Here is a 14,476-nt window from a genome sequence, read left to right as displayed (position 1 = left end):
AAGGGATGGCAGATGGGCGCGAAAGCGTCAATGCCCGGCCACATAGCGCATGTCAGGCTGACTGGGGATCGCCTGCTAGCTACGCCTCGGCGGATTCCTCTTCCTCGCCAGCGACATAGGCCATACGAGCGCCCGCCTTTGACCCGGTCACCACACCAAGTGACTTGAGTTTCCGATGCAGGGCAGACCGCTCCATTCCAACGAAATTCGCAGTGCGCGAGATGTTCCCACCGAAACGGTTGATCTGTGTCAGCAGATACTCACGCTCAAACGCCTCGCGCGCTTCGCGCAGTGGCATCATCGCTAAAGCACCGGACACGACAACGGCCTGATCGGCCCCTTCCTCTGGCGACGCTTCTTGCCCCGGAAGTTCAGCAGCGGCGATCTCATCCGTGCCATCTCCAAGGATCAGCACCCTTTCCACCACGTTTTTCAGCTGGCGGACATTCCCCGGCCATTGCATCGTCTGCAGCATCGCCTGCGCATCTTCGGCCAGCTCGCGCAAGGGAAGGCCCTGTTCCGCATTGAACATCGAGATGAAATGCGCGGCCAATTCCGGAATATCTTCACGCCGCTCATCCAAAGGCGGCACAGCAATCGGCACCACGTTTAAACGGTGAAACAGCTCTTCCCTGAAGGTTCCCGCGACAATTTCTTGCTGTAGATCGCGGCTTGTCGATGAAATCACCCGCAAATCGACCGAGACCTTGTCCGCCCCCCCGACCCTTTGGAAGCGCTGATCGACCAGCACGCGAAGGATCTTGGACTGCGTTCCGATTGGCATGTCGGCGACTTCATCGAAATATACGACGCCGCCATTGGCCTCTTCAAGCAAGCCCGGCTCGATCCCACGCTCTTCGCTTTCGCGACCAAACAGAACCTCTTCCATTCGGTCCGCTTCGATCGAAGCTGAGTTGACAACAACCAAAGGCGCGGATGCACGATCAGAATTGGCGTGGATATAGCGGGCAGCGAGTTCTTTCCCGACACCGGCTGGCCCCGTCAGCATTACCCGCCCATTGGACCTTGTCACCTTTTCAAGGTTTGATTTCAAAGTCTTGAAGGCCGAACTTTGTCCAACCATTTCGGATGGGAAACTGTCGCGGCGTTTCAGTTCGGTGTTTTCACGGCGCAGACGGCTTGTTTCCATCGCGCGTGTGATCACAACCATCAACTGATCAATATTGAACGGCTTTTCGATAAAGTCATAAGCCCCTTGCTTGATCGCAGCGACCGCAATTTCAATGTTCCCGTGGCCAGAGATGATCACCACTGGGACTTCCGGGTGTTCACGTTTCACCATCTTCAGGATGTCGATCCCGTCCATGGCGCTGTCTTTTAGCCAAATGTCTAGGATCATCAAAGCGGGCAGTTCCGCTTTAACCTGCGCGACAGCCTCGTCCGAGGTGCCCGCAAGCCGGGTCGTAAAGCCTTCATCCTCCAAAATATCGGAAATCAGCTCACGAATGTCCCGTTCGTCATCAACAATCAGAATATCGCTCATGTGGGGTCTCCTGTTTTAACGGCATTCGCATCACCACCTGCACTGCTCTTGGGCAGGTAAATGCGTGCCATCGCGCCATAATGTGCGCCGCCTTTTGCTTTTTCTGTTTCAAAAACGGGGGCATCTTCCAAGCTGAGCCGCCCGCCATGTTCTTCGATAATTTTCTTCACGATGGGCAGCCCAAGACCGGTGCCCTTTTCGCGTGTGGTCACGTAAGGTTCAAACAATCTGGCCCGATCTTCTGGAAGACCGATGCCATTGTCTGCAATCGTGATCACAACACCTCCGTCAACCTCGGACATCGCGACCTGAACTTCAGCCTCATGCCCGTCCGGATTCTCGTTTTCATACAGGGTTTCAATGGCTTCACCAGCGTTCTTAATCAGATTGGTCAGTGCCTGGCCAATCATGGTCTGATCGATTTCGATCATGATCGGGTGATCAAGAATGTCAGCCTCGATCCGAACGCCCTCTTGACCGGCATCCTGCAACAGCACGATGTCTTTCAGAAGCTTCGTAAGATCTGTATCCCGCCGCTCGGGCTCGGGCATGCGAGCGAATTTTGAGAACTCATCGACGATGCGTCGAAGGTCGTTTGTCTGGCGAACAATCACATCCGTGTATTGCTCCAGTGCGTCGACATCGACGCCTTCCACGCGGGCGAATTTGCGCTTGATCCGCTCAGCAGACAATTGGATCGGGGTCAAAGGGTTCTTGATTTCATGCGCGATCCGCCGAGCCACATCACCCCAAGCCGCCATACGTTGGGCCGAGACGAGGTCCGTTACATCATCAAAGGCAATCACGTAGCCTTCAAGCCCGCCATCGTCGTTACGACGTGTGGCAATGCGCACAAGCAGGTTTTCTTGCTTTCCATTTCGCGTGAGGCGCATTTCTCGCTGCGCGCTTGGCTGACCATCACGCGTGACGGCTTCCAGCAAAGGTTGGAATTCGGGAACAACAAGCGACAGATCGTGTTCTTGCCCGTTTTCATCCCGAACATCCAAAAGCAGCTCTGCAGCTCGATTCAAGAAAGCCACCTGCCCGTCTGCATTCAATCCGATGACGCCACCGGTGACCGAGCTTAGCACGCTGTCAAACAAACGGCGGCGACGTTCAATCTGTTCGGTGTTTTCTAATAACCGGTCGCGCTGCCCTTTCAGGCGGGAGGTCATTTGGTTAAAATAGCGCCCGAGCATCGATATCTCGTCATCCCCTTCCTCTTCGATGACGCGCACATCCAGATCGCCAGCCCCAACCCTCTGCGCCGCACTGGCAAGACGCCCAACAGGGCGCGACAGCCGTTCCGCAAACCACATACCCATCCAGATTGCTGCTAGGATCAGAATGGCTGCAAAGCCCAGATAAATAAGACCGAATTGGAACAGTCTTTGTCCACGTTGAGATTCAAGCTGGTTGTAAACACGAGCGGCTTCTTGCGTTTCATCCGCCAGATCCAGAATGTCACCGTTCACATCCCGTGTGAGCAAAATGTAATGGTCGTTGAATTCTTTCAGCTGAATTAACACGCGAAATTCATTGATCGCCCAATCTTCGATGACGACAGCCTCGCCCGCTGCTGCTTTGGAAAACTGCTCTGGCGTGGGCTCTTCATAGTCGAACAAATAGGATCGCGCGCCGCGCACACGGATCGTACCGTCGCCAGAAACTACATAGGCTTCCCTTAAGCCGCGTTGGATACGTTCTTGCGCCTGCTTCAGAAACTGACCCAACTCGGCATCTGTAAACAGAAGCTGCGATTGCCGTTGAAGCTCCAAAAACGCTGCAATGGCGCGTGCATCCTGCACCAGCCCGTCACGGCTTTCCTGTTTATAGGCCTCGGCCGCGGCGCGAGAGTTTCCGACCACCGTGCGCACCCTGTCCGAAAACCAGCCTTCAAGCCCCATGTTCAACGTAAGCATCGCGAAAACGGCCACAAGGATGGTTGGGCTAAGCGCAATGACCGCAAAGACCCCTGTCAGGCGCAGGTGAAGTCGGGACCCAGCGCTTTCTTTGCGCCGTGCAGCGATCATGCGTCCGACGCCGGTCATCACCAGCCCAGCAACCAAAATTACATAGATAATGTCAGCCAGCAGAATCAGCCGCAGCGCTTTGCTGTCCGCGCCCTGCGCAAACGGTCCAAGCACAAGGAAGGTGGTGACCGCCAAAACCGGTCCCAACACAATCATTCCAAATGCGCCGTAAGAACTGAACTTGCGCCAACGGCGCAAGGACAAATAACGCTCGTAATTCGATTTCCGCACCGCGCGCTGCGCCACTGTGCTCACCCTGTAAACATTCTGCCCACCGCCTCAAGCGAGCAGTTACCGCCAATGTGAATCGGATCTTGTGCCCGATTGCCACGCTATGTTGCCCTTTTACATCAACTTACGGCGGCGTGTCACCTCGATTCCCAGTTCGGTGATCTTTTTGCGCAAAGTATTGCGGTTGATGCCAAGTAAATCGGCACATCTGGCCTGATTTCCTCCTGTCGCGTCCAAAGCGATTTCAATCAACGGATGCTCCATTTCCCGCAAAATACGTTGATACAGACCGTTGGGCGGCAATGCGCCACCATGTAGATCGAAATAGCGCTGAAGGTGCTGTGCAATCGTATCAGCCAGTCGCGCGTCGGCATTTACGGTCCCACCAGGGCTTTGCTGAAAGGTTGTGGATTGCGCGGGACCACCAAGAGCAGCCTCAATCTCGGCGGTCGAGATTTGTTCTTCTATCCCCGTCACCACCAAGCGATTGATCAGGTTTTCCAGCTGCCTGACATTCCCGGGCCAGGCATATGACCGCAAGGCTGCGGCGGCCTCGTCCGGAAGTGTACGTCGCGGCATCCCGTCTTGCTCAGCCCGCGTCAGGAAGTGCTCAGCAAGACCGACAATGTCTTCGATCCGGTCGCGCAAGGCTGGTACTGGAATCGCGATCCCTGCAAGCCGATAGTAAAGATCAGATCGAAACCGCCCATGCGCGGCTTCCTGTGCAAGATCGCCCTGCGAAATCGATAAAACGCGCGTGTTGTTTGCCTCAGCCGAATCCAACAATCGGGCCAATCGACCTTGTGCCGCGTCATCCAGATCCTGAATGCCATCAAACAAGATGACGCCATCACGCGCCCGCGTCATCAAAGAGCTCACGGCGTCAGACCGCTCCAGATCATCTGGCGATGCTATGACGAAGGGCGACTCCCCTCGTTCCGAGAAGTCATGGAGAGCACGCGCTATCAAAGATTTCCCAACGCCGCTTTCCCCGGTGATCAGAACCGGAAGATCGACATTAAGAACCCGCGCCACAAGGCGGTAGAGCTCTTGCATGGCCGGGCTATGCCCCACCAGTGGCAAGTCGTTTACATCGCGGGCGGGCCGGATCGGCGCAGCAGCGGGCTCAGGCGTGCGCACCCGCTTTCGATCCAGAGCACGTGCAGTGCGCTTCATCAGTTCAGGAAGGTCAAAGGGCTTGGGCAGATAATCGAAAGCGTCGGCCTCGGCCGCTTGGATGGCGGTCATGATGGTATTTTGGGCAGAAATCACAATCACGGGCAGGTCCGGGCGCAGTTTTAGAATGCGTGGCAGCGCCTCAAGCCCGTTTCCGTCTGGCATGACCACGTCTGAAATGACGACGTCACCACGCCCTTCCTCCACCCAACGCATAAGTGTCTGCATCGAGCCCGTCGCATGAACCCGGCACCCTGCTCGTGTAAGAGCTTGCGTCAGCACCGTTCGGATTGTGCGGTCGTCATCTGCAACCAGAACTGTTCCGTCCATCCTTAGTCTCCTTGCGGGCTATCTTTGGGGGTTTCATTGCGATCTGATCCCGGTTTTGCGACAGGCAGACTGATCCGGAAGGCCGTACGTCCGGGAACGCTATTTACCGAAATCAACGCACCGTGATCCGTGACAATCTTGGACACCAATGCCAATCCAAGCCCGGTCCCGTTTTCGCGGCCCGATACAAAGGGATCAAAAACATTATCGGCTATGTCCAGCGGCAAACCAGGGCCGTTATCCACGATTTCGACCTGTATCGGCAGATGTGCTTGCCCACCATTTTTTAAAGGCACGCGAAGACCGCTGTCGTAGAAAGTCCTAAATTCGATATTACCTTTATTATGAGTAGCTTCAGATGCGTTATTAATCAAATTCAAAAATACTTGCTGGATCTGATCTGCATCAACCAGAACGTCAGGAAGCGATGGGTCATAAAGCTCGGAAAACGTCATGCCAGAGGCATAGCCCAATCGGGCCGTGGCGCGTGCCCGATCCAGAAGATCATGGATGTTTGTCGGTTCGCGAACTGGGGGACGCAAATCGCCGAAATGCTCCACCTGTTCCAGCAGAGCGACTACGCGGCGGGTTTCCACAACGATCAGGTCGGTCATCTCTTGATCTTCTGGGGTCAGAGACATTGACAACAGTTGCGCCGCACCAGCAATTCCCGCCAGCGGGTTCTTGATCTCATGCGCAAGCATTTCTGCCATTCCGATCGCCTGGCGCGCCGCAGATTGCGGCCCTTGGACCTGCCCCAGCGCATCCGACCCGCTGCGCGACTGCATCATGACAATCGTCCCAACTGATGCGGCGTCAGTGGCCGGAAGCGGCGCGATATGCAAGCTGACCTCGCGCTGGCTTCCATCTGCCAAGCGAAGATCAATGCCGTCCACAAAAAGCGCAGTTTCGGTGCGCCGGATCCGATCGAGCATATCGTCCAGTTTCTGCGCAAGCCCTAGGGCAACATTGGGATGTTTGCCCGCCAGACGCCGTTCGGACATGTTCAGGAAACTCTCGGCCGCTCCATTTACGCGGGACACAAGGCCAGCCTCATCAAGCTCCAGCGTTGGAATGGGCAGTGCGGACCAGAGACGTTCATCCTGCATTATGCGGCCTCATTCATAGGGCTAAGGGCGCGCGGGAGCAGATCGACAACCTCAATCGGATCGCGTGAGGACAGGATTTGGCGGCGCAGGTCTGGGTCGGCGTCGACCCCGTCCATGTACCATCCAAGATGCTTCCGGATCACACGAGCGCCCAGTTCGGGCCCATAGAAATCAAGGCTGGCAAGGTAATGATCAATCACCAGTCTTGTCAGATCGTCACCTTCGGGGATGAGCGGGGCTGGTGCCCCGTAAAGATCATGGGCGACCTGTGCCAAAAGCCATGGACGACCACCTGACCCGCGCCCGATCATCACCCCGTCAGCCCTGCTTTGCGCCAAAGCCTGACGCGCAGTGTCACTGTCGACAATATCCCCATTGGCGATGACGGGGATCGACACGGCCTCTTTCACCGGACGAATGGCCGTCCAATCCGCGCTTCCCTTGTAGAACTGACAGCGCGTGCGCCCATGAATGGTGATCAACTGAATGCCCGCGCCCTCGGCCAGTCGAGCGAGTTCAGGCGCGTTCAGACTACTGTCATCCCACCCCAGCCGGGTTTTCAGCGTGACGGGTACGGACACGGCGCCAACAATTGCTTCGATCAGACGCAACGCATGGTCCAAATCGCGCATCAAAGCCGATCCGGACATGCCACCGACAACCTTACGGGCTGGGCAGCCCATGTTGATGTCGATCAGCCGTGCGCCATTCTGTTCCACCATGCGTGCCGCCTCGCCCGCCCAATAAACATCCCGCGCTGCCAGCTGGACCGAGGTCTTATCTAACCCGAACCCCAGCTCTGCCCGCTCGCGTACGCCGGGTTTGGCTTGCACCATTTCCTGACTGGCGACCATTTCGGACACCACAAGCCCCGCCCCAAAAGACGCAACCAGATTGCGGAACGGCAAATCAGTGATCCCGGCCATGGGGGCCAGAATCACGGGCGTTTCCAATTGAAGGGGTCCGACAGAAAGGGACATGCTTATTCCTTGTGCATTGGCGTCAGATTGGGCTGACGCCCTAATATATATCAACAATTCGCACGAGGTTCGAGCATCGGATTTGCACTTTGCCTATTTTTTAGGCGTTTTTATCAGCAATGACAGCGCTGTTGTTCTTCTTCTGAGCAAAGCCTAAACAAGTCTCATGAATACAGCAGCCATCATCGTAGCCGCCGGGCGGGGTACCCGCGCAGGCGGTGAAATGCCAAAGCAATGGCGCCAGATCGCAGGCGATCGCATCGCGGCCCATACGGTTCAGGCGTTCCGCGCGCATCCCGGTGTTTCGTGCGTGGTTCTGGTGATCCATCCTGATGACGAAGCGGTTGCAGCTTCAATTGAAGGTGTCACGGTGGTGCAAGGTGGAGCGTCACGTGATGCCAGTGTGCGCGCTGGACTGGAAGCACTGGCCGCGAATGCGCCTGACCTTGTACTGATCCACGACGTGGCCCGCCCTCTGGTCTCTGCCAAGGTAATCGACGACGTCATTGCAGCGCTGGACACCGCACCCGGCGCGGCCCCTGCCCTTGCGGTGACAGATGCCTTGTGGCGCGGCTCGGATCAGAAAGTCTCGGGCACACAGGATCGCAGCGGTCTTTATCGCGCGCAGACGCCTCAAGGCTTTCGCTTTGCCGAAATACTGGCCGCACATCAGTCGCATCTCGGCGGCGCTGCAGATGACGTTGAAGTCGCCCGCGCGGCCCATCTGGATGTCGCGATAGTTGACGGCGACGAACAGAATCTGAAAATCACGACACCCGAAGACTTTGAGCGGGCTGAGCGTCTGCTTTTGCAACGTGAACAGAATAACAAGGAGAGCCTGATGGATGTTCGGGTAGGCAGCGGATACGACGTACACGCATTCGAAGATGGCGATCACGTGATCCTATGTGGCGTCAAAATCCCGTATGTTCGCAAGCTTAGAGGGCATTCTGACGCCGACGTTGGGATGCACGCGCTGACTGATGCAATCTATGGCGCTTTGGCGGACGGAGACATTGGACAGCACTTCCCGCCTTCTGATCCACAGTGGAAAGGGGCGGCCAGCGACATCTTCCTGCGCCATGCGGTCGCGCTTGCGGGCAAACGCGGCTTTCGCTTCGCAAACGTAGATGTAACGTTGATTTGCGAGCACCCAAAGATCGGCCCACATGCGCACGCCATGCGCGCGGCCTTGTCCGACATTATGGGACTGGCCGAGGACCGGATCAGCGTGAAAGCCACGACAAGCGAGCGTCTTGGTTTTACGGGACGGTCCGAAGGCATTGCCGCAATGGCCTCGGCAACTTTGATCGGAGCGTGACATGACCCCTTCAACCGCCAAGCTGATTGCGACCTTCTTTTACGCGGGCCTGATGCGCCCCGCGCCCGGCACGTGGGGCAGTCTGGCCGCCCTGCCTGTTGCATGGCTTTTGCACCTAATTGGTGGCCCTATCGCGCTAACGGGTGCAACCATTGCGGCCTATCTGATCGGCGTGAAAGCGACCGAGGTCTATACAGCTGGCAAGACCGATCACGATCCGTCCGAAGTTGTGATTGATGAAGTCGTCGGCATGTGGATTGCGCTTTTCCCGGTTTCATTCGGAGCACGCATGATGGGCGTGGACATCCTTGCGCTCTATCCCGGTTGGATTGTCGCCTTTCTGACGTTCCGCTTGTTTGACATCACCAAATGGGGACCAATTGGCACCGCCGACCGTCGCGGCGATGCGACCGGCGTCATGATGGATGATGTCTGGGCTGGCGTGGCCGCGGCCATCGTTGTGGTGGTTACCGCCTATGCCGCGCATGGGTTGATGGCATGAGCAACGTGAGCACTCTACTGGACCTTTGCCGCAAGCATGGCCTTAAACTTGCCACGGCCGAAAGCTGCACTGGCGGACTGGTCGGGGCTTGGCTGACCGAGGTTCCGGGTAGCTCGGACGTCTTTGATCGTGGTTTCATCACTTATTCGAACGCCGCCAAAATAGACATGCTTGGTGTAAAAACCGCGACCTTGGATGCGTTTGGCGCCGTGTCGGAAGAGGTTGCCGGCGAAATGGCGGCAGGTGCGTTAAAGCATTCAGCAGCGAGTATCGCCGTATCGATCACCGGGATTGCTGGCCCGGGCGGGTCAGAGCACAAGCCCGAAGGCCGTGTCTGCTTTGGCTTGGTCTATCGCGACGTTCTTCTCGTCGAAACGCAAGAATTTGGCGCAATCGGCCGTGAACAGGTGCGTGAGGCTGCGGCGAACCACGCCCTCTCTTTGCTCGGACAAGCGGCAGATGCACTTTCCTGAACTGCCTAGAGCATTCTTACACCGCGCAATCCCTGCGCTTTTCCCTAAGCATCGCGCCCAAATTTTGAGCAGATAAGAAATTTCGCGGATTCGCCGCTTAGAAAACGCGCGTTCTGGATGTGGTCCGCCAGTTTTTCGATCACACCCGCTTCAAAGGTCTGAAAACCAAGGAGTGGATTATGAACGGCGCAGATACAGCCTGGATCATCGTAGCAACGGCCCTTGTGCTGTTCATGTCATTGCCGGGATTGGCGCTATTTTACGGCGGCCTTGTACGGGCGCGCAACGTGCTGAGCGTCTTTATGCATGTCTATGCCATCGCTTGTTTAATGAGCATCTTGTGGCTGGCATTTGGCTATACAATTGCTTTTGGGGACGCGACCCATGGTTGGTTTGGATCACTGGATAAGATGTTCCTGTCAGGAGTGACAGCAGACAGCCTGTCAGGCTCCTTGCCAGAGGTTTTGTTCTTCGCTTTCCAGATGACTTTTGCCATCATCACCCCCGCCCTGATCGTTGGCGCTTATGTGGAACGTGTCGGGTTTGGCTTTGTCCTGACATTCTCGTCCCTGTGGATGCTTCTGTGCTATGCGCCCGTGGTTCATTGGATCTGGGGTGGCGGCGCGCTGGCAGATGGCGGCATCTTTGGCGAGGTTGGAACACGCGACTTTGCTGGCGGCATCGTTGTGCACGAAACTGCGGGCATCGCTGCCCTGATGATCGCCGTAGCCCTTGGACCGCGCAAGCATCGCACCACCCCACCCCACGCACCTTGGATGGTTTTCATGGGCGCAGCTATGCTGTGGGTTGGCTGGTTCGGCTTTAACGGCGGCTCACAGCTGGCTGCCGATGGCGGGGCCGCGATGGCCATCACAGTCACGCATATCTCGGCGGCCACCGCATCGCTCACATGGGCGCTTTATGAACGTATCAAATACGGCAAGGCCAGCCTTGTTGGCATCGTCACGGGTACGATCGCAGGCCTTGCGTCGATCACGCCAGCCTCGGGTTTCGTGGGGCCAATTGAAGCGCTGATCATTGGTGCCGTCGCCGGTGTCTTGTGCCAAGAGGCCGTGAACCTTGTGCGCAACAAGCTGAACATTGACGACACGCTGGACGTATTTGCAGTTCACGGCGTTGGCGGCATTTTTGGAACGATCATGATCGCGGTATTCGGCCAAGGCGCATGGGTCTCTCAGTTCGGTGCGCTCATCATCGTCGGCGTCTTCACCTTCGTGGTCACCTATGTGCTGATCAAAGTGACCGCCGCGATCACCCCGTTGAGAGCCGATCTTGAAAGCGAAGTAAACGGGTTGGACCTGTCTGCGCATGGCGAACGGGCCTACGACTTCACTTCCTAAACCTGCCCACTCAAAGTAACAGAAAAGGCGAAGGCGCAAGCTTTCGCCTTTTCGCTTTTCTGGACCATGGGCACCGCTCTCTTGAAAGCCACGACACAAGTGCCCATAAGATGTGGCAACAAAGGAGAAATTTGATGGACTTGGACAGTGGCTTTTGGATCTCTTGCGCAGCGATTGCGGCGCTTTTGGTGCTGTCTGCCTTCTTCTCGGGTTCAGAAACCGCGCTGACGGCTGCCTCTCGGGGCAAGCTGCGCTCGCGTGCGGATAAAGGGGATCGCGGGGCTGAACGGGCGCTGGACATTACGGATGACAACGAGCGTCTGATCGGGTCTGTCCTGTTGGGCAACAACCTTGTGAACATCCTTGCGACGTCACTGGCCACAGCCTTGTTCACACGGCTATTTGGCGACAGCGGCGTGGCGCTTGCCACATTGGTGATGACGCTTCTGGTCCTCATCTTCGCTGAGGTTTTGCCCAAAACATATGCCATTACACGCCCAGAATCCGCGGCTTCAAAAGCCTCGGGTCCCATTGCGCTGATCATCCTTGTCTTTGCCCCAATCGTTTCCGCGGTGCGTGCCATCACGCGCGGGGTCCTGCGCCTGTTTGGCGTAGAAACAGACCCGGACAGTCATATCCTTGCGGTCAGGGAAGAAATCATGGGCGCCATCGCCCTTGGCCATTCCGAAGGCACCGTTGAAAAAGAAGATCGTGACCGATTGCTGGGCGCGCTGGACCTTGGTGACCGCGCTGTGGAAGAGATCATGCTTCACCGCAGCCAGATTGAGATGATCGATATCTCAGCCCCTGCCGTGGAGGTTCTGGAGCAAATCCTTGAATCGCGCCACACCCGTCTTCCGATTTACCGTGACGAGCCAGAGAACATCATTGGCATTATTCACGCCAAAGACCTAAGCCGTGCCATGTATGCCTTTCAACGCGAAGGCAAAGTGATCGAAGAATTTGATGTTCTTCAGGTTGCTATGGAACCCTATTTCATCCCCGAGACGACAACCTTGGATGATCAGATGCGCGAGTTTCTGAAACGCCACACACATTTTGCGCTGGTGGTCGACGAATATGGCTCTCTCGAAGGTCTGATCACGCTGGAAGACATTCTGGAAGAGATCGTGGGTGAAATCACGGATGAATTCGACGTCGAATCCGAGCATGAAATCAAGTCGCAAACGGATGGCAGCTTCATGGTCGAGGGCGGCGTGACCATCCGCGACCTGAACCGCGCGAAGGATTGGAACTTGCCAGATGAAGAAGCCAACACCATCGCCGGCTTGGTTATTCACGAAGCGCAGATGATCCCCAATGAAGGTCAGGTGTTTTCATTCCACGGTTTCCGTTTCGAGGTCATGGAACGCGCTGGAAACCGGATCGAGCGGCTTAAAATTCGCCCCCTATGAAGCTTGGAGATGCGTTGGTTTGTCGCTTCGAACAAGCTTGCATCGGAGCGACAAAAGGCAGTTAGCTGTGTCAACTTGAACTGGCATCGGAGCGACGATCATGTCACCGTTTCAACTTAGCACCGCTCTTTGCGCATTTCTGGGTCTCACAACTGACGTTCTGGCCCAAAGCGATACGCAAGATCCTTTGTATCACGACTTGGCCGGGAAATCCTTTGTTGGCAAAACTGGCCTTGCGATCAAGCTTGAAACTGATGGCACGATCAGCGGCGGGAATGACAAGTTCCAGTTTGGTGGCTCATGGACGATCGAGGGTGGAAAATACTGCCGCACACTGACCGAACCCACGCCCGAACCGATGCGTACAAGCGGATGTCTTGACGTCCAGATCGATGGCGATCAGGCGACGCTTATCAGTGAAGATGGCAACACGCGCACCTATACATTGCGTTAGGTGCGCGCAGAGTTTTAGCGGCCTTTAAACAGCGACCCAAGAATACCGCGCACGATGCGTTTGCCTGTGGTGCCTTTCAGTTCTTTCAACACCACATCGGTTACGGCTTTGCCAAATCCGCCCGAGGATGACTTGCTGCGCGAGGTCGATCGCCCGACTTTATTGCCCGAATAGCGGCGCCCTGCCCGGTATTCACGCTCGGCCACGCTTTCTGCTTCTTCTTCGCGGCGTTCGGCCTCTTCGGCTTCTTTCGCGGCATCTGCAGCCCGTTTGGTCAGCACTTCATACGCGCTTTCGCGATCTTGCAGCGTCTCGTACTTTCCTGCGATCGGAGAGGCATCAATCAACGCTTTACGCTCGGACGCTTCAAGGGGACCAAGTTGTGACGATGGCGGGCGGATCAGCGTACGCTCGACGACACCCGGTGAACCTTTTGCTTCTAGGAACGAGGTTACAGCTTCGCCCACACCAACCTCGCGAATGGCGTCTTCGGTCGAAAAGCGTGGGTTATCCCGATAGGTTTCCGCGGCTTGCTTCAATGCGCGGCGGTCTTTCGCGGTGAAGGCACGCAGCGCATGCTGCACACGGTTGCCAAGCTGGCCCAAGATATCCTCGGGCACGTCCGCGGGGTTTTGGGTCACGAAATAGACACCAACGCCCTTCGACCTGATCAAGCGCGCAACCTGTTCCACCTTGTCGACGAGAGCTTTCGGGGCGTCATCAAACAGAAGGTGAGCTTCATCAAAGAAGAACACCAGCTTTGGTTTGTCGGGGTCGCCCACCTCGGGCAGTTCCTCGAACAATTCCGACAGCAGCCACAACAGGAAGGTAGCGTACAGGCGTGGAGCGCCCATTAGCTTATCCGACGCGAGGATCGAAATTCGCCCGCGACCGTCTGTGTCCGTCCGCATGATGTCCGACAGCTCTAGCGCCGGTTCACCAAAGAGCTTGTGGCCCCCTTGGTTTTCCAGCACCAGAAGCGACCGTTGAATGGCTCCGATCGATGATGTCGACACATTGCCATAGCGCAAAGACAGATCTTTGGCGTTCTCCCCGACCCAGACCAAAAGGGCCTGAAGGTCTTTCAGGTCCAACAGCGGAAGACCCTGTTCATCCGCTACGCGGAACGCGATGTTCAACACGCCTTCTTGCGCATCGGTCAGCTCTAACAATCGCGACAGTAGCAGAGGCCCCATTTCAGAGACCGTGGTGCGGATCGGATGGCCTTGATCGCCATAAAGATCCCAGAAGGTTACCGGGAACGCGCCGTAGCTGTAGTCAGCGAAGCCGATTTTTTCGGCGCGGGATGTAAACGCCTCGTGCAGTTTGAACCCTTCACTGCCTGATTTCGCCAACCCGGAAAGATCGCCTTTCACATCGGACAGAAACACCGGCACGCCTTGGGCTGCAAAGCTTTCGGCCATGATCTGAAGGGTAACGGTTTTACCTGTGCCCGTGGCCCCTGCCACCAGCCCGTGACGGTTGGCATATTTTAGCAAAAGCCCCTGTTTTTCGCCGTAGTTTTCGCCGCCGCCACCAATAAAAATCGTACCATCCATTTTGCCTGTCTCCCGGGCTTTGCAATAT

The 14,476-nt window shown here is 56.4% G+C and carries 12 protein-coding genes; 6 read left to right on the top strand and 6 right to left on the bottom strand.

Annotated features, from left to right (window positions below):
• Positions 1 to 79: 79 nt before the first annotated feature.
• The 5 genes from MWU55_RS14230 to dusB all read right to left on the bottom strand — a co-directional run bounded on the left by MWU55_RS14230 (position 80) and on the right by dusB (position 7,363).
• A complete protein-coding gene (locus tag MWU55_RS14230) occupies positions 80 to 1,504 on the bottom strand; it encodes a sigma-54 dependent transcriptional regulator (RefSeq protein ID WP_246937130.1) in 1,425 nt (474 codons plus the stop codon).
• Positions 1,501 to 3,783, bottom strand: a complete 2,283-nt coding sequence (locus tag MWU55_RS14225) for a PAS domain-containing sensor histidine kinase (protein WP_246937931.1) — start codon at positions 3,781 to 3,783, stop codon at positions 1,501 to 1,503. The genes MWU55_RS14230 and MWU55_RS14225 overlap by 4 nt, the downstream gene beginning before the upstream one ends.
• Positions 3,784 to 3,882: 99 nt before the next feature.
• Entirely contained in the window at positions 3,883 to 5,274 is a 1,392-nt protein-coding gene (locus MWU55_RS14220; RefSeq protein WP_246937128.1) for a response regulator, read from the bottom strand.
• A 2-nt stretch (positions 5,275 to 5,276) separates the two neighbouring features.
• On the bottom strand, positions 5,277 to 6,383 hold the full coding sequence (locus tag MWU55_RS14215) for an ATP-binding protein (protein WP_246937126.1): 1,107 nt from the start codon (positions 6,381 to 6,383) through the stop codon (positions 5,277 to 5,279).
• Positions 6,383 to 7,363 carry a tRNA dihydrouridine synthase DusB gene (gene dusB, locus MWU55_RS14210; RefSeq protein WP_246937124.1) on the bottom strand — a complete coding sequence of 327 codons (981 nt, stop codon included), beginning with the start codon at positions 7,361 to 7,363 and terminating at the stop codon, positions 6,383 to 6,385. The genes MWU55_RS14215 and dusB overlap by 1 nt, the downstream gene beginning before the upstream one ends.
• A 166-nt stretch (positions 7,364 to 7,529) precedes the next feature.
• On the opposite strand from dusB, the gene MWU55_RS14205 reads away from it, so the two are divergent.
• From MWU55_RS14205 to MWU55_RS14180, 6 genes are all read left to right on the top strand, one after another.
• On the top strand, positions 7,530 to 8,684 hold the full coding sequence (locus MWU55_RS14205; protein WP_246937122.1) for a bifunctional 2-C-methyl-D-erythritol 4-phosphate cytidylyltransferase/2-C-methyl-D-erythritol 2,4-cyclodiphosphate synthase: 1,155 nt from the start codon (positions 7,530 to 7,532) through the stop codon (positions 8,682 to 8,684).
• A gap of 1 nt (position 8,685) precedes the next feature.
• Entirely contained in the window at positions 8,686 to 9,186 is a 501-nt protein-coding gene (locus MWU55_RS14200) for a phosphatidylglycerophosphatase A (RefSeq protein WP_246937120.1), read from the top strand.
• Positions 9,183 to 9,659 (top strand): CinA family protein, encoded by a 477-nt coding sequence (locus MWU55_RS14195; RefSeq protein WP_246937118.1) that lies wholly within the window; start codon positions 9,183 to 9,185, stop codon positions 9,657 to 9,659. Before MWU55_RS14200 ends, MWU55_RS14195 begins: the two co-directional genes overlap by 4 nt.
• 179 nt (positions 9,660 to 9,838) lie before the next feature.
• Positions 9,839 to 11,020, top strand: a complete 1,182-nt coding sequence (locus MWU55_RS14190; protein ID WP_246937116.1) for an ammonium transporter — start codon at positions 9,839 to 9,841, stop codon at positions 11,018 to 11,020.
• A gap of 134 nt (positions 11,021 to 11,154) precedes the next feature.
• A complete protein-coding gene (locus MWU55_RS14185) occupies positions 11,155 to 12,435 on the top strand; it encodes an HlyC/CorC family transporter (RefSeq protein ID WP_246937114.1) in 1,281 nt (426 codons plus the stop codon).
• Positions 12,436 to 12,535: 100 nt separating this feature from the next.
• Positions 12,536 to 12,889, top strand: a complete 354-nt coding sequence (locus MWU55_RS14180; protein WP_246937112.1) for a hypothetical protein — start codon at positions 12,536 to 12,538, stop codon at positions 12,887 to 12,889.
• Between the two features lie 14 nt (positions 12,890 to 12,903).
• On the opposite strand, the gene MWU55_RS14175 is transcribed toward MWU55_RS14180, so the two are convergent.
• Positions 12,904 to 14,448 carry a helicase HerA-like domain-containing protein gene (locus tag MWU55_RS14175; RefSeq protein WP_246937110.1) on the bottom strand — a complete coding sequence of 515 codons (1,545 nt, stop codon included), beginning with the start codon at positions 14,446 to 14,448 and terminating at the stop codon, positions 12,904 to 12,906.
• Positions 14,449 to 14,476: the final 28 nt, after the last annotated feature.

Source organism: Aliiroseovarius sp. F20344 (assembly GCF_023016155.1).
In the GTDB taxonomy this organism is placed as follows: Bacteria; Pseudomonadota; Alphaproteobacteria; order Rhodobacterales; family Rhodobacteraceae; genus Aliiroseovarius.
Note: the sequence above shows the minus strand (reverse complement) of the source record. Positions and strands in the feature narration are given on the sequence as shown.